This window comes from Aeromonas sp. 603607, from assembly GCF_049171595.1.
GTDB lineage: Bacteria > Pseudomonadota > Gammaproteobacteria > Enterobacterales > Aeromonadaceae > Aeromonas > Aeromonas veronii.
Genome location: NZ_JAAKOV010000001.1, coordinates 432,440 through 450,230, shown reverse-complemented (window position 1 = coordinate 450,230; position 17,791 = coordinate 432,440). Strand labels below are relative to the sequence as shown.

At 58.4% G+C, this 17,791-nt stretch carries 14 protein-coding genes; 8 read left to right on the top strand and 6 right to left on the bottom strand.

What is annotated here, in order from left to right; genetic code table 11:
* Window positions 1–40 precede the first annotated feature (40 nt).
* From clpP to ppiD, 5 genes are all read left to right on the top strand, one after another.
* Window positions 41–664, top strand: coding sequence for an ATP-dependent Clp endopeptidase proteolytic subunit ClpP (clpP, locus tag G5315_RS01955; protein WP_005336979.1), 624 nt, complete (start codon window positions 41–43; stop codon window positions 662–664).
* 70 nt (window positions 665–734) lie between these two features.
* On the top strand, window positions 735–2,009 hold the full coding sequence (gene clpX, locus G5315_RS01950; protein WP_005336977.1) for an ATP-dependent protease ATP-binding subunit ClpX: 1,275 nt from the start codon (window positions 735–737) through the stop codon (window positions 2,007–2,009).
* A gap of 141 nt (window positions 2,010–2,150) precedes the next feature.
* Window positions 2,151–4,505: an endopeptidase La gene (gene lon, locus G5315_RS01945; RefSeq protein WP_421332247.1), complete on the top strand. Its 2,355-nt coding sequence runs from the start codon at window positions 2,151–2,153 to the stop codon at window positions 4,503–4,505.
* Between the two features lie 240 nt (window positions 4,506–4,745).
* Entirely contained in the window at window positions 4,746–5,018 is a 273-nt protein-coding gene (hupB, locus tag G5315_RS01940; protein ID WP_005315375.1) for a nucleoid-associated protein HU-beta, read from the top strand.
* A gap of 150 nt (window positions 5,019–5,168) precedes the next feature.
* A complete protein-coding gene (gene ppiD, locus G5315_RS01935) occupies window positions 5,169–7,082 on the top strand; it encodes a peptidylprolyl isomerase (protein WP_421332245.1) in 1,914 nt (637 codons plus the stop codon).
* Window positions 7,083–7,330: 248 nt separating this feature from the next.
* Here ppiD and G5315_RS01930 read toward each other — a convergent pair whose 3' ends face one another.
* The 5 genes from G5315_RS01930 to G5315_RS01910 form a co-directional block, all read right to left on the bottom strand.
* Window positions 7,331–8,923 carry an ABC-F family ATPase gene (locus G5315_RS01930; RefSeq protein WP_421208366.1) on the bottom strand — a complete coding sequence of 531 codons (1,593 nt, stop codon included), beginning with the start codon at window positions 8,921–8,923 and terminating at the stop codon, window positions 7,331–7,333.
* Window positions 8,924–9,090: 167 nt separating this feature from the next.
* The gene (locus tag G5315_RS01925) at window positions 9,091–10,743 is read right to left on the bottom strand and encodes a cation acetate symporter (RefSeq protein ID WP_040068108.1); all 1,653 of its coding nucleotides are present in this window, start codon (window positions 10,741–10,743) and stop codon (window positions 9,091–9,093) included.
* Complete coding sequence (locus tag G5315_RS01920; RefSeq protein ID WP_040068110.1) at window positions 10,740–11,051, bottom strand: DUF485 domain-containing protein; 312 nt, start codon at window positions 11,049–11,051, stop codon at window positions 10,740–10,742. The genes G5315_RS01925 and G5315_RS01920 overlap by 4 nt, the downstream gene beginning before the upstream one ends.
* A gap of 105 nt (window positions 11,052–11,156) precedes the next feature.
* Window positions 11,157–11,783: a 3'-5' exonuclease gene (locus tag G5315_RS01915; RefSeq protein WP_202005986.1), complete on the bottom strand. Its 627-nt coding sequence runs from the start codon at window positions 11,781–11,783 to the stop codon at window positions 11,157–11,159.
* Window positions 11,784–11,785: 2 nt separating this feature from the next.
* Window positions 11,786–13,573: a putative nucleotidyltransferase substrate binding domain-containing protein gene (locus tag G5315_RS01910; protein ID WP_421332244.1), complete on the bottom strand. Its 1,788-nt coding sequence runs from the start codon at window positions 13,571–13,573 to the stop codon at window positions 11,786–11,788.
* A gap of 168 nt (window positions 13,574–13,741) precedes the next feature.
* On the opposite strand from G5315_RS01910, the gene G5315_RS01905 reads away from it, so the two are divergent.
* The gene (locus tag G5315_RS01905; RefSeq protein ID WP_421332242.1) at window positions 13,742–14,548 is read left to right on the top strand and encodes a crotonase/enoyl-CoA hydratase family protein; all 807 of its coding nucleotides are present in this window, start codon (window positions 13,742–13,744) and stop codon (window positions 14,546–14,548) included.
* Between the two features lie 70 nt (window positions 14,549–14,618).
* Here G5315_RS01905 and G5315_RS01900 read toward each other — a convergent pair whose 3' ends face one another.
* Window positions 14,619–16,118, bottom strand: coding sequence for an alanine/glycine:cation symporter family protein (locus G5315_RS01900; RefSeq protein ID WP_266133921.1), 1,500 nt, complete (start codon window positions 16,116–16,118; stop codon window positions 14,619–14,621).
* 348 nt (window positions 16,119–16,466) lie between these two features.
* Between G5315_RS01900 and G5315_RS01895 the strand changes: the two genes are divergently transcribed.
* Window positions 16,467–16,904 carry a GNAT family N-acetyltransferase gene (locus G5315_RS01895; RefSeq protein WP_421332241.1) on the top strand — a complete coding sequence of 146 codons (438 nt, stop codon included), beginning with the start codon at window positions 16,467–16,469 and terminating at the stop codon, window positions 16,902–16,904.
* A gap of 76 nt (window positions 16,905–16,980) precedes the next feature.
* Window positions 16,981–17,745: a zinc-dependent peptidase gene (locus G5315_RS01890; protein ID WP_421332381.1), complete on the top strand. Its 765-nt coding sequence runs from the start codon at window positions 16,981–16,983 to the stop codon at window positions 17,743–17,745.
* Window positions 17,746–17,791: the final 46 nt, after the last annotated feature.

Sequence of the window (17,791 nt, the reverse complement as noted above, 5' to 3'; positions counted from 1 at the left end):
GATCTCCACTCGGGCCATTTTATTTTAGGGACAATGCCTTATGTACAAGAACTATAACGATATGACCGATTCTCCCAGCAATGCGCTGGTCCCCATCGTGGTCGAACAGACTGCCAAGGGTGAACGTTCCTACGATATTTACTCCCGTCTGCTGAAAGAGCGGGTGATCTTCCTGACTGGTCAGGTTGAAGATCACATGGCCAATCTGGTGGTTGCCCAGTTGCTGTTCCTCGAGTCCGAGAATCCGGACAAGGACATCTATATCTACATCAACTCGCCGGGTGGTTCGGTGACTGCGGGCATGTCCATCTATGACACCATGCAGTTCATCAAGCCGGATGTCAGCACTGTGTGCATGGGGCAGGCCTGCTCCATGGGGGCCTTCCTGCTGGCCGGTGGCGCCAAGGGCAAGCGTTTCTGCCTGCCTAACGCCCGCGTGATGATCCACCAGCCGCTGGGTGGCTTCCAGGGTCAGGCATCTGATATCCAGATCCACGCCCAAGAGATCCTGAAGATCAAAAATACCCTGAACGAGCGTTTGGCTTTCCATACCGGTCAGGACATGGCTACCATCGAGCGTGACACCGATCGTGACAACTTCATGTCCGCCGAGCAGGCCGTGGCCTATGGTCTGGTCGACGGTGTCCTGAGCCAGCGTAGCTGAGCAGGGTGTCCCGGTCTGTTGTAAACTCAACAGGCCGATCCATCCTCTATTGATAAAACGAGGTTGCTGAATGACAGAGAAACGCAAGGGTGAGGGTGATAAGCTGCTCTACTGCTCTTTTTGCGGCAAAAGCCAGCATGAAGTGCGCAAGCTGATCGCTGGCCCTTCCGTCTACATATGTGATGAGTGCGTCGAGCTGTGCAACGACATCATCCGCGAAGAGATCCGCGAGATCTCTCCCAAGCGCGATGGTAACGAGCTGCCGACCCCTCATCAGATCCGCGCTCATCTCGATGACTATGTGATCGGGCAGGAGTATGCCAAGAAGGTGTTGGCCGTTGCCGTCTACAACCACTACAAGCGTCTGCGTAACAGCGGCGAAAACAGTGGTGTGGAGCTCGGCAAGTCCAACATCCTGCTGATTGGCCCGACCGGTAGCGGCAAAACCCTTCTGGCCGAGACGCTTGCTCGTCTGCTGGATGTGCCGTTCACCATGGCCGATGCGACCACCCTGACCGAAGCCGGTTATGTGGGCGAGGACGTGGAGAACATCATCCAGAAGCTGCTGCAAAAGTGCGACTACGACGTGGAGAAGGCCCAGCGTGGCATCGTCTACATCGACGAGATAGACAAGATCTCCCGCAAGTCGGACAACCCCTCCATCACCCGAGATGTCTCCGGGGAAGGGGTGCAGCAGGCACTGCTCAAGCTGATCGAAGGGACCATTGCTTCCGTGCCGCCGCAAGGTGGTCGCAAGCATCCGCAGCAGGAGTTCTTGCAGGTTGATACCTCCAAGATCCTCTTTATCTGTGGCGGTGCCTTTGCCGGTCTGGACAAGGTGATCGAGCAGCGTTCCGTGAAGGGAACCGGTATCGGTTTTGGCGCCGAGGTGAAATCCAAGGATGCCAAGGCCACCCTGAGCGAGACCTTCGCCAAGGTAGAGCCGGAAGATCTGATCAAGTATGGTCTGATCCCCGAGTTCATCGGCCGTTTGCCGGTGGTCGCGACCCTGACCGAGCTGGACGAGTCAGCCCTTATCCAGATCCTGAAAGAGCCGAAAAACGCGCTGACCAAACAGTACGCTGCGTTGTTCGACCTGGAAGGGGTTGAGCTGGAGTTCCGTGACGATGCGCTGAACGCCATTGCCCGCAAGGCGATGGAGCGTAAAACCGGTGCTCGTGGTCTGCGTTCCATCGTGGAAGCCGTTCTGCTGGATACCATGTATGACCTGCCTTCTCTGGAAGGGGTCAGCAAGGTGGTGATCGACGAGACCGTGATCAAAGGGGACTCTGCGCCCTTGATGATTTACGAAAATCCCGAAACTCAGGCTGCTGCATCAGAGTAAATGTCTGATTTTTAATCAAATGGAAGGGGCTTTTTGCCCCTTTCATGCTTTTTGCGGTTTCGGCGATTGAATCTCATCTCAGCGCCCCCATATACTCAGCCAAGCGCTTTGCCAACGGTATAACAAGCCGAGAGGACATATATGAACCTAGAGCGTTCAGAACGCATCGAGATTCCCGTCCTGCCTCTTCGTGACGTGGTGGTTTATCCCCACATGGTCATTCCACTCTTTGTGGGGCGGGAAAAATCCATTCGCTGTCTGGAAGCGGCCATGGAGCAGGACAAGAAAGTTCTGCTGGTGGCCCAGAAGGATGCGTCAACCGATGAGCCAACGGTGGAGGAGATCTTCACCGTCGGGACAGTGGCCAATATTCTGCAGATGCTCAAGCTGCCGGACGGCACCGTCAAGGTGCTGGTAGAGGGGGGACAGCGTGCCCGCCTGGAGCGGATGATCGACGACAAGGATTTCTTTGTCTGCGAGGCCCAGTACATCCCCTCCCAAGCCATTGAGGAGAAGGATCAGGAAGTACTGGTTCGCTCCGCCATCGGCCAGTTTGAAGGCTATATCAAGCTCAACAAGAAGATTCCGCCCGAGGTACTGACCTCGATCTCGGCGATCGACGATGCTGCGCGTCTGGCTGACACCATGGCGGCCCACATGCCGCTCAAGCTGGAAGACAAGCAGAAGGTGCTGGAGATCGTCTCGGTTTCCGAGCGCATCGAATTCCTGATGGCGATGATGGAGTCGGAAATTGACCTGCTGCAGGTCGAGAAGCGCATCCGTACTCGCGTCAAGAAGCAGATGGAAAAGAGCCAGCGCGAGTATTACCTCAACGAGCAGATGAAGGCCATCCAGAAAGAGCTGGGTGAGCTGGAAGATAGCCCGGATGAGTTTGAAGCCCTCAATCGCAAGATTGAAGAGGCTGGCATGCCGGAAGATGCCCGTGAAAAGGCCCAGGCCGAGCTTGCCAAGCTGAAGATGATGTCTCCCATGTCTGCCGAGGCTACCGTGGTTCGCAGCTATGTGGACTGGATGGTACAGGTGCCTTGGAAGGCGCGCTCTAAGGTCAAAAAAGACCTTGGCAAGGCGCAAGAGGTGCTGGATGCCGATCACTATGGCCTCGAGAAGGTCAAGGATCGCATCCTCGAATATCTGGCGGTACAGGCACGGGTGAACAAGCTCAAGGGCCCCATCCTCTGTCTGGTTGGGCCTCCCGGTGTGGGCAAGACCTCGCTGGGCCAATCCATCGCCAAGGCGACAGGCCGCAAATATGTGCGGATGGCTCTGGGTGGGGTGCGTGACGAAGCGGAGATCCGCGGTCACCGCCGTACCTATATCGGTTCCATGCCCGGCAAACTCATCCAGAAGATGGCGAAAGTCGGCGTGAAGAACCCGCTGTTCCTGCTCGACGAGATCGACAAGATGAGCTCGGACATGCGCGGCGATCCCGCATCCGCCTTGCTGGAAGTACTTGATCCGGAACAGAACAACAGCTTCAACGATCACTACCTGGAAGTGGATTATGACCTGTCGGACGTCATGTTCGTGGCCACCTCCAACTCCATGAACATTCCGGGTCCGTTGCTGGACCGGATGGAAGTGATCCGTATCTCCGGTTACACCGAAGATGAGAAGCTCAACATTGCCAAGCAGCATCTGGTTGCCAAGCAGATCCAGCGCAACGGCCTGAAAGAGTCCGAGATCACCATCGAAGATTCTGCCCTGGTCGGAGTGATCCGCTACTACACCCGCGAGGCGGGGGTGCGGAGTCTGGAGCGCGAGATCTCCAAGATTTGTCGCAAGGCGGTCAAGCGCATCCTGCTGGACAAGAGCATCAAACATGTTCAGGTCAATCAGGAGAACCTCAAGGAGTTCCTCGGGGTGCAGCGTTTCGATTACGGCAAGGCCACCGACCAGAACCAGGTGGGTCAGGTGTGTGGTCTGGCGTGGACCGAAGTGGGGGGCGATCTGCTCACCATCGAGACCACCAACATGCCGGGCAAGGGCAAGCTCACTTATACCGGTTCTCTCGGTGATGTGATGCAGGAGTCCATCCAGGCGGCCATGACAGTCGTACGGGCCCGTGCCGAGAAGCTGCGCATCAACGCCGACTTCTACGAGAAGCGCGATATCCACGTGCACGTACCGGAAGGGGCAACCCCGAAAGATGGTCCGAGCGCCGGTATCGCCATGTGTACTGCCCTGGTCTCCAGCTTGACCGGTAATCCGGTTCGTGCTGATGTGGCGATGACAGGGGAGATCACCTTGCGCGGCGAAGTGCTGCCCATCGGTGGTCTCAAGGAGAAGTTGCTGGCAGCCCATCGTGGCGGCATCAAGCGAGTGCTTATTCCGAAAGAGAACGAGCGTGACCTTGAGGAGATCCCGGCAAACGTCAAACAAGACCTTGAAATTTATCCGGTTCGCTGGATTGACGAGGTGCTGGAATTGGCGTTGCAGGACAATCCACAGGGGTTTGAGCGCGTTTCTGTCGTGTAAATGTTGATGCGCCGCAAATTTGGCGCATTCGGCGGGTGGTTAAGGCTTGCATGCGCCCGATAACGGAAGTAGCCTTGACCACCGATCGGGTACTCGTGATGAGTCGCAATGCGTTGTGTGGCGCGGGTTTGCGCCAGATTGTCACTTGCAACTGATCAGGAGGCTTGCTATAAAACCTCCACTTGTTGTGGCCAGGGAAATCAGCGCCGCAGCGGTGTTCGATAAAAGGGGAATATAAGAGTGAATAAATCTCAACTGATTGACAAGATTGCAGACGGTGCCGATATCTCCAAAGCTGCCGCTGGCCGTGCGTTGGATGCCTTCATTGATGCTGTTGGTGAAGCGCTGAAAGAGGGTGACCAGGTTGCTCTGGTTGGTTTCGGTACTTTCGCTGTACGCGAGCGTGCTGCCCGTTCAGGCCGTAACCCGCAGACTGGCGCGACCATCGAAATCGCTGCTGGTAAAGTTCCTGCCTTCAAAGCCGGTAAGGCCCTGAAAGACGCTGTTAACTAAGTCGGTCGCTGATATCCGTCGGCTACCGTCCTTGGTCGCAGACCAGACAAGTTAGAGAGTCTTCTCTCATACTGATTGACCAAGGCGCATCGCAATCGGTGCGCCTTTTTATTGTTTACGCCCATCGAGTTCGGGAGCATAAGTACAAACATGATGTTGGATAAACTACGCGAAGGGGCGCAGGGCAAGGTAGCCAAGGTTATCTTGGGCCTGATCATCCTCTCCTTTGCCTTGGCTGGTGTAGGTAGTTACCTGAACGGCCCGGCCCGTACCGCCCCCGCCACTGTCAACGGCACAGAAATCAGTGCAACCGCACTGGAAAATGCCTACCGCAACGAGCGCGCCCGCATGGAATCCCAGATGGGAGAGGCATTCAGCCAGCTGGCAGCGAACCCCGATTACATGAAACAGTTCCGTCGCGGTGTGCTGGATAGGCTGATCGATCAGGCGCTGCTGGATAGCAAGGCCCGTGAACTGGGTCTGCGCATCAGTGACGAGCAGATCAAGCAAGCCATCGTAGCGATGCCGGAGTTTGCCGAGAACGGCAAGTTCAACAATGACCGCTATCTGCAGCTGATCCGTCGTGCCGGCATGACTCCCGAAATGTTCCGTGACACCCTGCGTCAGGACATGGTGCGTCAACAGTTGATGAGCGCCCTGCTGGGCACCGAATTCTCCCTCAAGGGTGAAGCGGAGCAGCTCGACAAGCTCTACAACCAGACTCGCGATCTGCGTCTGGTGCGTCTGGCTGCCGCCAACTACATGGCTGATGTTCAGGTCTCCGACAACGAGCTCGAGCAGTACTACAAGACCAATGGCGCACGTTTCATGAACGACGAGCAGGTCAAGGTCGACTATCTGCTGCTGGACGCTGCCAACCTCGCCAAGGATATCAAGGTCACCGAGCAGGATGCCCAGGATTACTACGATCAGCACCAGGATCTGTTCCAGCGTGCCGAGCGTCGCCACGTGGCTCACATCCTTATCCCGTTTGGCAAGGACGAGAAAGCGGCCGAGCAGAAAGCAGAAGCCGTTTTGGCCAAAGCCAAGGCGGGCGATGATTTCGCTGCGCTGGCCAAGGCTGACTCTTCCGATACCTTCTCTGCCAAAAAAGGCGGTGAGCTGGACTGGTTCGAGAAAGGGGTGATGGATCCGGCCTTCGAGAAAGCCGCGTTCGCCCTGAACAAGGCTGGCGATCTCTCCGGCGTGGTGAAGAGCCCGTTCGGTTTCCACATCATCAAGCTGCTGGGGGTTGAAGCAGCCCAGACCAAGCCGTTTGCCGATGTGAAAGAAGAGACCATCACTCGTCTGCAAGCTGACAAGGCCAAGGAGAAATTCTTCGCCGAGCAGCAGAAGATGGCTGACAACAGCTTCGAAAACCCGGACTCGCTGGATCTGACCGCTGATGCCATGGGGATGAAGGTTCAATCTTCCGATTTCTTCACCCAGGCGACTGCTCCGGCTCCGCTGAACGATCCCAAGGTGCTTTCCGTAGCGTTCTCCGAACAGCTGCGCGATGACAACACCAACTCCGACGTGATCGAGCTGGCTGACGGCAAGGCGCTGGTGCTGCACATCACTGGTCACAAGCCCAAAGCGGTCAAGCCGCTGGCCGAGGTGAAAGAGCAGGTGATTGCCGCCATCAAGCATGACAAGGCTAGCGAAGTGGCCCGTGGCAAGGCCCAGGGCCTGCTGGACAAGCTGAAGGTAGGTGAGAGCATCACCGCCGATCTGACTGCACTCGGTCTGAAAGTGGAGACCCACAAAGGGGTTGCCCGCTTCGATCGCGAGCTGGATCAGAACCTGATTGCCCAGGCGTTCACGCTGCCCCATCCGATCGACGGCAAGCCGAGCGTGGCTCTGGTTGCCGAGACCAATGGTGACCGCGTTGTGGTTGCGCTGGACAAGGTCAACGTCCCTGCCGCCGCATCCGGTATGGCCGCCATGCTGCAAGCTCAGCTGGGTCAGGGCAAAGCCCAGGTGGATTACAAATCTCTGATCGACGAGTTGCGTAAAGCGGCCAAGATCGAGTACTTCACCAGCGTGGAAGCGACCGTCGAGTAATCGTCAGTTCAATTCAGTGAAAACGGCTCCTTGATGGAGCCGTTTTTTTATCTGTGGGCAAGAGGGGGGATATTCAAGCTCTGCTCTCTGCTCTCTGCTCTCTGCTCTCTGCTCTCTGCTCTCTGCTCTCTGCCCTCTGCTCTGTGGCGTGTAGTCACACCACTGCTATACGCCATCTCAGTCGTCTAAATACGGGATATAAAAAAACCGGCACATGAGTGCCGGTTTTGCATTGCGCACTTGCGGGGTTATACCACGCCCTGGGTGCGCAGGTAATCCTCGTAGGTGCCGCCGAAGTCGCGGATGCCATCTTCAGTCAGCTCCAGGATGCGGGTCGCCAGGGAGGAGACGAACTCGCGATCGTGGGAGACGAAGATCAGGGTCCCCTGGTAGAGCTCCAGTGCCATGTTCAAGGATTCGATGGATTCCATGTCCAGGTGGTTGGTCGGCTCATCCATGATCAGGATGTTGGGGCGTTGCATCATCAGCTTGCCGAACAGCATGCGGCCCTGTTCACCACCGGAGAGCACCTTGACCGGCTTCTTGATGTCGTCCTGGGAGAAAAGTAGACGGCCCAGTACGGAGCGTACAGCCTGCTCGTCTTCGTTCTCCTGTTTCCACTGGGCCATCCAGTCGAACACGTTGAGATCGGTGTCGAAATCTTCGGCGTGATCCTGAGCGTAGTAACCGATCTGGGCGTTCTCGGACCACTTGATGCTGCCGGTATCCGGAGCCAGTGCACCGACAAGGGTCTTGATCAGGGTAGACTTACCGATACCGTTGGTACCCAGAATGGCGACCTTTTCGCCCACTTCCATCATCATGTTGAGGCCCTTGAACAGGGGACCGTCGCCATACCCCTTGGATACACCTTCCACTTCCAGGATGTTGCGATAGAGCTTTTTGTCCTGCTCGAAGCGGATGAAGGGGTTCTGGCGGCTGGAGACCTTGACGTCCTCAATCTTGATCTTGTCGATCTGCTTGAGACGGGAGGTCGCCTGACGGGACTTGGAGGCGTTGGCGCTGAAACGGGAGACGAAGGATTGCAGATCGGCGATCTGGGCCTTCTTCTTGGCGTTGTCGGCCAGTAGACGCTCGCGCGCCTGGGTGGCGGCCAGCATGTAGTCGTCGTAGTTGCCCGGGTAGACGCGCAGCTCGCCGTAGTCCAGATCCGCCATGTGGGTACAGACGGAGTTCAGGAAGTGACGGTCGTGAGAGATGATGATCATGGTGCTTTCACGTTCGTTGAGCACCTGCTCCAGCCAGCGAATGGTGTTGATGTCCAGGTTGTTGGTCGGTTCGTCCAGCAACAGGATATCGGGGTTGGAGAACAGCGCCTGTGCCAGCAGCACCCGCAGTTTCCAGCCCGGCGCCACTTCGCTCATCGGGCCGCTGTGCTGCTCAAGGGGAATGCCGACACCCAGCAGCAGCTCGCCTGCACGCGCTTCAGCGGTGTAGCCGTCATATTCGGCGACCAGACCTTCCAGCTCGGCGGCCTTCATATAGTCTTCGTCGGTGGCTTCGAGGTTGGCGTAGATAGCATCGCGCTCGGCGATGGCCGCCCACAGCTCGGTGTGACCCATCATGACCACGTCCAGTACGCGCATATCTTCGTAGGCGAACTGATCCTGACGCAGCTTACCGATGCGCTCGTTGACGTCCAGGCTCACATTACCGCCAGTGGGCTCCAGATCACCGCCGAGGATCTTCATAAAGGTGGACTTGCCACAGCCGTTGGCGCCGATAAGGCCATAGCGGTTGCCGCCGCCAAACTTGACGTTGATGTTCTCAAACAGCGGCTTGGCGCCGAACTGCATGGTGATGTTGTTGCTACTTAACAAGGTATGTGTCCCGATTGGTCTGTCAAATGGCGCGCATTATGGCACAGATCCCCCGAAAGTTTTAGCGAGAAGTGTGATCTTGATCGGGGCAAGCGGGGCGTGCAGCCGATTGATGGGCAATAAAAAAAGCCGGCGCGAAGCCGGCTTGGAAGGATGAACTTGATCTGTTAGTGGGAGGTGGCGCCAGAGGCACCCAGCCCGGTCTGGGAGCGAACGAACTGCGGCAGGAACTTGGCATGCTCGTCGGCGGCGTTCTGGGAGCTGTCAGTGATGGAGAAGAACCAGATCCCGATGAATGCCAACCCCATGGAGAAGAGGGCAGGGTATTCGTAGGGGAAGATGGCCTGGGCATGGCCCAGCACTTTCACCCACACGGTCGGACCCAGGATCATCAGGGTCACTGCGCTCGCCAGTCCCAGCCAGCCACCGTAGACGGCGCCACGGGTGGTCAGGCGTGACCAGAACATGGAGAGGAACAGCACCGGGAAGTTGCAGCTGGCGGCGATGGAGAAGGCCAGACCGACCATGAAGGCGATGTTCTGCTTCTCGAACAGGATCCCCAGACCAATGGCAACCACACCCAGCACCAGAGTCGTCATCTTGGAGACGCGCAGTTCATCGGTCTCGTTGGCCTTGCCCTTCTTCAACACGCTGGCATAGAGGTCATGGGAGACCGCAGAGGCACCGGCCAGGGTCAATCCGGCGACTACCGCCAGAATGGTGGCAAATGCCACGGCAGAGATGAAGCCAAGGAACAGACTTCCACCCACTGCATCAGCCAGGTGGACGGCTGCCATGTTTGTGCCGCCCAGCAGGGCGCCGGTGGCATCCTTGAAGGCCGGGTTGGTGCTCACCAGCAAGATGGCGCCAAAACCGATGATGAAGGTGAGAATGTAGAAGTAACCGATAAAGCCTGTGGCGTAGAACACCGATTTACGCGCCTCTTTGGCGTCACTTACGGTGAAGAAGCGCATCAGGATGTGGGGCAGGCCGGCGGTACCGAACATCAATGCCAGACCGAGCGAGATGGCGGAGATGGGGTCGGAGACCAGCCCGCCCGGGCTCATGATGGCGGAGCCTTTCTCGTGCACTTTGACCGCTTCGCTAAACAGGGCGCCGATGTCGAAGTTGACTGACTTCATCACCATGATGGCCATGAAGGACGCACCAGAGAGCAGCATCACTGCCTTGATGATCTGCACCCAGGTGGTGGCCAGCATGCCGCCAAACAGCACGTAGAGCACCATCAGGATACCGACCAGCACCACGGCCACATGGTATTGCAGGCCAAACAGCAGCTCGATCAGTTTGCCGGCACCGACCATCTGGGCGATCAGGTAGAGGGCGACCACCACCAGCGAGCCGCAGGCGGAGAGGGTACGCACTTCAGTCTGCTTCAGACGATAGGAGGCGACATCTGCGAAGGTGTATTTGCCGAGATTGCGCAGCCGTTCGGCGATCAGGAACAGAATGATGGGCCAGCCCACCAGAAAGCCGATGGAGTAGATGAGGCCGTCATAGCCGGAGGTGTAGACCAGCGCGGAGATCCCGAGGAAGGAGGCGGCGGACATATAGTCACCGGCGATGGCCAGACCGTTCTGGAAGCCGGTGATACGGCCACCGGCAGCATAGTAGTCGGAAGCCGAGCGGTTGCGCTTGGAGGCCCAGTAGGTGATGAACAGGGTAGCGGCCACAAACACCAGAAACATCACGATGGCGGCGACATTAAGGGGCTGACGCTCCACGGCGCCAGAGATTGCATCGGCCGCCAGCAGGGGAGAGGAGGCCAGTGAGGTCAACAGCAGCAACTTGCCTTTCATGATTGCACCCCTTTGAGGATCTTCTGGTTCAGTTCATCAAACTCGCCGTTGGCGCGAAAGACATAGACGCCGGTCAACACGAAGGAGGAGAGGATCAATCCTACCCCGACAGGAATGCCGCGAGTAATGGTCGACCCTTCGCTCAAGGGGGTGCCGAGCCAACCGGGGGCAAAGGCGATGAGCAGAATAAACGCCAGGTAGAGTCCCAGCATCAGAGCCGAGAGGGCCCAGGCAAAACGCTGGCGCTTGGCGACCAGCTCCTGGAAGTTGGGATCTTGCTGGATCCTAAGATAGCTTTGCTGTTCCATTGCAGTTCTCCATGACATGAGTGTCAGCGGTGGATGGGGTAACCCCGACGAGCAGGCAATCTGCTCATGTAAGCAAAATGTGAATTAAATGTTATTTCTCGACAATTAGACTTTGGGATAAGTGAGCGGCGAGCCGCAGGTCAGGCGCAGGTAGATGAGCGCGGCCGTGGTGGCATCGGCAAGGGCATCGTGGGCGGGCAGGGGGGGCAGCGCCAAGTGACGGCAGATGGCACTCAAGTGGAGGTCAATCGCAGCATCGGGGTAGCGGCGATAGAGGTGGTCATGATAAAGCTGGCTCACCTCGATCCCTCGCTGGGGCAGGGTCAATCCCCACAATTTTTGGCAGGCGAGATTGAGAATGCGCAGATCGTAGGCGATGTGATAGCCCACCAGTTCGCGCGGGCCGATATAGTCGAGCAGCAGGCGCAGCGCGGCTTCCAGCTCCATTCCCTGTTGCAGATCCTGATGGCGCAGACCGTGGATCACCACAGATTGGCTGGTCAGGCTGGCCGGTGGCTGTACCTTGATGGCGAGGGCCTCACCGGTCAGCAGCCGGTTGCCCTGAATGCGCACCGCCCCGATGGAGACGATCTCGGCCTGCTCGGGATCGAGACTGGTGGTCTCGAAATCGAGGGCGATCCGTTCATCTTCCGGTGGGGTGGCAAAGAGCGGCGCGAACTCGCCAGTTCGGAACGCACGGCCATACCAGTAGCGTCGAACGCGGCTCAACATGGCTATTGTCTCAGACGAAAGTGCAAGGTGAGCCACTGCTGGAACTTCTTAACCTGATGCAGCGCCTGACGCAACAGATCCCGCTCGCTGTGGCTAAGCTCGCTTGTCTGCACCCGACTATTGCCCCCCTTGAGCTGGCTGCGCAGCCTCAGCCGGATAAAGAGCCGAAACGCCTCTGCCAGATTGCTGCCATAGTCGGCACTGAGCCGATCGGCTGCCACCAGCGCATCGATACGCCCCAGGGTTGAGGTCTCCAGAATGCCAGCCTCAAGGGCCAGCATGCGGATACCGTGCACCAGCGGAAACAGGCCGCCCCGCTTGAGATCCAGCCCTTCCGGTGGCTGCTCCAGCCTGCCAAACAGAGTGAGGGGGGCATGAAAGGCCACCGCCGGTCGCACCATCTCCGCCAGCAGATCCCGCCTGTCCGCCAACTGCTCGCGCAGCGCTCTGGCAACAGGCAGATGGAGCTGACGATCCCCTGCTATGGGGTGAGCATCGGCCAGGGTGGCGAGCCAGAGCAGCTCATCCTCATTTGCCGTGGTACAGGCGCTGGCAATGGCGCTTTGCCACTCATCGCCTGTTTTTACCCAGGCCGGATTGTTCACCATTACCTGCCCGGGGCACAGCGGGTAGCCGAGGTGCTCCAGCAGGGCGCTGAATTCGGCCAGATCGGCTGCCTGGGTGGGCCATGCCAGCCCCTCTGGCAGGATCAGGGCGTTGTCCTGATCGGTTTTGAGGATCTGCTCGCCGCGCCCCTCCGAGCCCAGCATCAGCAGGCAGACCTTATCCTGCACCTCGGGGGGGATCACCAGCGCAAAGGCTTTGGCGATCAGTTGCTCGTTGATGGTGGCGATGAGCTTCATCAAAAATGCGGTGTGGATCCCCTGAGCAAACAGCGAGCGGGTCAATTGTTGCTGCTCGCGGGCGACTGCCTCCAACGTCGGCAGGCTGTCGGCGCGGGCGATACGTAACGTCAGCACGTGGGAGTGGGTCGAGAAGAGCCCCAGCACCTGGGTCAGTTGCAAGATGCCCGCCACCTCGTTGCCGCGCCACACCACCAGTCGCTTGATGCGATGGCGGGTCATCAGCAGCAGGGCATCAAACAGATAGCTCTCCAGCGGCAGACCAATCAAGGGCGTGGGAGTCAGCACCGAGAGGGGGGCCGTCAGCGGCAATCCCTTGAGAGTCAGGGCGTGGAGCAGGGTCTTGCGGGTTGCCAGCGTGAGAGAGCCGTCGTGGGCCGGGTAGAGCAGGCAATCGGTTCCCTTGCTCACCATGGCTTCGGTCGCCGCCAGTAGTGACAGCTTGCTGTCGACGATAAGCGGTGCCTGCAGGTGGCCGGGTTCGATGCGGGTCAGGATAAATTCCGCCAGATTCTTCTGCCCCAGCTGTTCGCGTTGCTCCTGCTGGCGCTGCCGCTCGGCCAGATTGGCGGTGAAGTAGCTGGCAAACTGCGGATCCTGCTCACAGAGCGCCAGAAAGGTGTGGCGAGGAATGAGTTGGCAGAGGCTATCTTCCAGCGCGGTGAAGCGGTGGCGGCAGCGACCATCAAACTGGGCGCGCACATCGAACAGGTCATCAACCCCGTAATCACCAAACTGGTGGTGAGGGGCCGACTCTTCCACCGCCCCCTTGATGATGAGATAGAGGCCGGGAGGCTCGTCCCCCTCTTTTAGCAGCAGATCTCCGGCCCGAAAATAGCAGAGCGAGAGGTGACGGGAGAGCCGTTCGCGCGCCTCCTCATCCAGTCGGTCGAACGGTGGTCTGGCAAAATTGAACAGGGTTGACATGACAGCGTCCTCTGCTGGCTTGCGGCACTCATGCTGCTCCCAGTGTGACAAAGGGAGGGGGAGGCGACCAGCCGACTTTAGTCTCAGCTGTACCGCCTGTTCACACTCTGATAACGTGGTGGTATGACCAGTGAGTCAATTTCAGTGATCAAGGAGAGGATAAGGGAGATGGAAAAACCAAGGATCAAGTGCGAGATCCACGACGGTATTGCCGAAGTGATGCTGATGCGGGGGGATAAACTCAATGCGCTGGACCGCGCCATGTTCAGCGCCATCGATGAGACATTGACGCAGCTCGCCCGGCACAAGGGGCTGCGGGCGGTGATCCTGCACGGCGAGGGGCGGGCCTTCTGCGCCGGGCTGGATGTGAAATCCATGCTGAGACAGCCGGTAGCGGCGCTCGATATTCTCAAGCGTGAAGCAGACGAGGCGACCAATCTGGCCCAGCGGGTTGCCTATGGCTGGCACCAGCTGCCGGTGCCGGTGATTGCGGTGACCCAGGGAGTCTGTTTTGGCGGTGGCTTGCAGATTGCGCTCGGCGCCGATTTTCGCTTCAGCACCCCCGATTGCCGCTTCTCGGTGATGGAGATCAAGTGGGGCATCATTCCCGATATGAGCGGTAGCGTCACCATGCGCAACCTGATGGGAGTGGATACCGCCATGGAGCTGGCCATGAGCGGGCGCGAGCTGGATGCCATCGAGGCCAAATCCCTCGGGCTGGTGAGTCGGGTCTGCGCCGATCCGCTGGTGGAGGCGCGGGAGTTTGCCCGCACTCTTATCACCAAGTCGCCGGATGCACTGGCGGGGATCAAGCAGCTCTACAGTCAGGCCTGGGCCCGCAGCGATGAGGCGATGCTGAAAGAAGAGACCCGCTTGCAAAAGCAGATCCTGGGGCGACCCAATCAGTGGCGGGCCACCCTTAACAGCCTGTTTCGCTGGCGCCTGCCCTTCGGGCCGCGCCGCAATCCGCTCTGAGATGAGGTGACAGGAAAAAGAAATGGCAGCCGAGGCTGCCATTTTTATCGAACGGTTATTTCGTGTCGGTTTAGGAGATCTTGCGATCCTGATCCGGCTCGAACTGATGGCCCGATTTCTCCCGCTCCAAGTTCTCTTCGGAGCGTTTGCCCACCCAGTAATCGGCGTTCTTGATGCCGAGCTTCTCCGGGTGGAATACGGGGTCAATCCCTTGTGCCTGCTGCGCTTCATAATCCTTCAGACAGGTGAAGGCGGTTTTTTGCAGCAGCAGGATGGCGATGATGTTGAGCCATGCCATCAGGCCGACCCCGATATCACCCATGCCCCACGCTAGATCTGCCGTCTTGACGGTGCCGTAGACAGTGGCAGCCATCAGCGCAATCTTCAGCAAGAAGGTGAGCCAGGGGCGATTTATCTTGCGGTTGATGTAGGCGATGTTGGTTTCGGCGATGTAGTAGTAGGCAACGATGGTGGTGAACGCGAAGAAGAACAGCGCGATGGCCACGAAAATGCTGCCAAAGCCCGGCATCATGCTCTCCATGGCGGTCTGCACATAGCCCGGGCCTGCTGCGATACCGGCAATACCCGTGTAGATGGCGGCGCCGTCCGGCCCTTGTACGTTATAGAGGCCGGTTATCAGCAGCATAAAGCCGGTGGCGGAGCAGACGAACAGGGTGTCGATATAGACGGAGAACGCCTGCACCAGACCCTGCTTCGCCGGGTGACTCACTGCCGCAGCAGAGGAGGCGTGCGGCCCGGTACCCTGACCCGCTTCGTTGGAGTAGACCCCGCGTTTTACCCCCCACATGATGGCCAGACCCAGAATGGCACCGAAACCGGCATCCAGACCGAAGGCGCTCTTCCAGATCAGCAGGATCACGCCCGGCAGCTGGCCGATATTGAGGGCGATGATGACGCAAGCCACGATGATGTAGCCCAGCGCCATAAAGGGTACTACGGTACTGGCGAAGTTGGCGATGCGCTTGACGCCACCGAAGATAATAAAGCCGAGCAGCAGCGCCAGACCGGCGGCTGTGACGTTCGGATCGATATTAAAGGCGGTCTGCAGGCTTGAACCGATGGAGTTGGCCTGCACCCCCGGCAGCAGCACGCCGCAGGCGAATACGGTCGCGATGGCGAAGGTCCAGGCGTACCACTTCATGCCAAGCCCTTTCTCGATATAGAAGGCTGGGCCGCCGCGGTATTCACCGTTGATCTTCTCTTTGTAAACCTGACCTAGGGTGGACTCCACGAAAGCAGAGCTGGCGCCGAGGAAGGCGACCATCCACATCCAGAACAGGGCGCCCGGACCACCGAAGGTGATGGCGGTGGCCACACCGGCGATGTTACCGGTACCCACGCGACCGGCCAGGGTCATGGCCAGCGCCTGGAAGGAGGAGACACCGGCATCGGTACTCTTGCCATCAAACATCAGGCGCACCATCTCTTTGATATGACGCAGTTGCAAAAAACGGGTGCGCAGGGAGAAGTAAAGACCGACCCCCAGACACAGGTAGATGAGCGCAGGGCTCCAGATTACACCATTGATGGCATTGACGATTTCATTCATGTACAACAACTCCTTTGTTGTGTTTGTGGCGCTGTCTTGGCGAGATCTTGGCCTCGCTCTCTGTCACTGTTTTCGGCCCTTTTTGTTAACAATCCAGTTAACAAATGAGCGCGAGGTTGAGGGGTTAAGCAGAGCGCAAACACGCGCCATGCATGGCTTGTAACATATCGAGTTGTATCGGTGCTTCCCAGCGAAAAATGTTGCCTTGTTGCAAATTTGTGAATTGACAAGGGTGGGGGGATAATGGCAGGCAGCGTTTTCTATGAGTAAAGATGAGATCCTCCTTGTTGATCTGCGCCAGACAATGTGACGGGCGTAACACAATGGAAAGCAAACATGAGGCCAACAATGAAAAATGACCCTGAGACGTTGACGATCCGTTCCCCTGAGGCCGACGACGGGAGCGCAATCGCCCACCTGTTCAGCCAATTGGGGTATCCTGCCGAAGGCGCTGACGTGACGGCACGCCTGTTGGCGCCGGATCCCGCGAGCGTTGTGCTGCTCGCCTCCCAGGGCGACAAGGTGGTCGGTGTGCTGGTGTGGCACAAACTGGCACCGCTGCATGTTGCACCAGCTTGGGGCCTGATCTCGGCGCTGGTTGTCGATGAAGGGGCAAGAGGGGCGGGAGTGGGCGCAGCCCTGCTCAAGGGCGCCGAAGCGATGGCGCGGGCCGCAGGTTGCGCCCAGCTGGAGCTATCCAGTAGTCTCAAGCGCGAGGCGGCCCACCGTTTCTATCTGGCGCAGGATTATCTGGAGAGGCCGAAACGGTTCGTCAAACTGCTGTGACCTGTTGTTTGCATCAAAAGAAGGAGTAGGCGTGCTGGGATGGTTCAAATGGCTGGGTGGTCGCCCGCAAACGCCCATGAGTGAGGATGAGTTGGCGCTGTGGCGTCAGGCTCTGGCGGCTGTGCCCATCTTGCAAGGGCTCAGCGACACCGAGCAGACGACGCTTATCGGCTTGGGGCAACAGCTACTCAAGCGCAAGACCCTGACCCTGATCGGGGTAGAGCTCAGCCCACGCCAACTGGCGGTGCTGGCGCTTCAGGCGGCGCTGCCCATCTTGCATCTTGGGGCTGACTGGTATCGCGGCTTTCACGAAATCATCATCATTCCCGAACCTGTCACGCGCAGGCAGGAGGTACAAGATGAGTTCGGGCTGGTGAGCGAAGTGGAAGAGGAGAACGCCGGTGAATCCTGGCCGCAAGGGCCGCTGGTGCTGGCCTGGCGCGAGCTGCAGCAAGATGGCGACTGGGACGGCTTTAATCTGGTGATCCACGAGCTGGCCCACAAGCTCGATATGCTGGGCGGTGAGGCGGACGGTGCGCCGCCGTTGCCGGGGCAGATGAGCAGCCAGCTGTGGCAACAGGCATTTCAGACTGCCTTCGATGCGCTGTGCCAGCAGCTAGATCGGGATGAGGTAACTGCCATCGATCCCTATGCCGCCGAACATCCCGCCGAATTTTTTGCCGTCAGCTGCGAATGTTTCTTTACCGATCCACTGCGGCTGCAGCAGGTCTATCCCGCGGTATACCGGCAACTGAGCCAGTTCTTTAGCCAGGATCCCGCGCAGCGTTTCCCCGCAACCCGCTTGCTGGCGGGGGAGGTGGACGCCGGGTCACTTAGCTGATAACCGCTCGGTTGAATGGTTATTCGAGATAGCAAAAAGGCACCCG

Coding starts and splice junctions, on each gene's coding strand:
- G5315_RS01890 (WP_421332381.1), top strand. CDS start 16,981: ATGAGTGAGGATGAGTTGGCGCTGTGGCGTCAGGCTCTGGCGGCTGTG.
- G5315_RS01915 (WP_202005986.1), bottom strand. CDS start 11,783: ATGTTGAGCCGCGTTCGACGCTACTGGTATGGCCGTGCGTTCCGAACT.
- lon (WP_421332247.1), top strand. CDS start 2,151: ATGAACCTAGAGCGTTCAGAACGCATCGAGATTCCCGTCCTGCCTCTT.
- G5315_RS01905 (WP_421332242.1), top strand. CDS start 13,742: ATGGAAAAACCAAGGATCAAGTGCGAGATCCACGACGGTATTGCCGAA.
- G5315_RS01920 (WP_040068110.1), bottom strand. CDS start 11,051: ATGGAACAGCAAAGCTATCTTAGGATCCAGCAAGATCCCAACTTCCAG.
- clpP (WP_005336979.1), top strand. CDS start 41: ATGTACAAGAACTATAACGATATGACCGATTCTCCCAGCAATGCGCTG.
- G5315_RS01925 (WP_040068108.1), bottom strand. CDS start 10,743: ATGAAAGGCAAGTTGCTGCTGTTGACCTCACTGGCCTCCTCTCCCCTG.
- G5315_RS01900 (WP_266133921.1), bottom strand. CDS start 16,118: ATGAATGAAATCGTCAATGCCATCAATGGTGTAATCTGGAGCCCTGCG.
- G5315_RS01895 (WP_421332241.1), top strand. CDS start 16,467: ATGAAAAATGACCCTGAGACGTTGACGATCCGTTCCCCTGAGGCCGAC.
- ppiD (WP_421332245.1), top strand. CDS start 5,169: ATGATGTTGGATAAACTACGCGAAGGGGCGCAGGGCAAGGTAGCCAAG.
- clpX (WP_005336977.1), top strand. CDS start 735: ATGACAGAGAAACGCAAGGGTGAGGGTGATAAGCTGCTCTACTGCTCT.
- G5315_RS01910 (WP_421332244.1), bottom strand. CDS start 13,573: ATGTCAACCCTGTTCAATTTTGCCAGACCACCGTTCGACCGACTGGAT.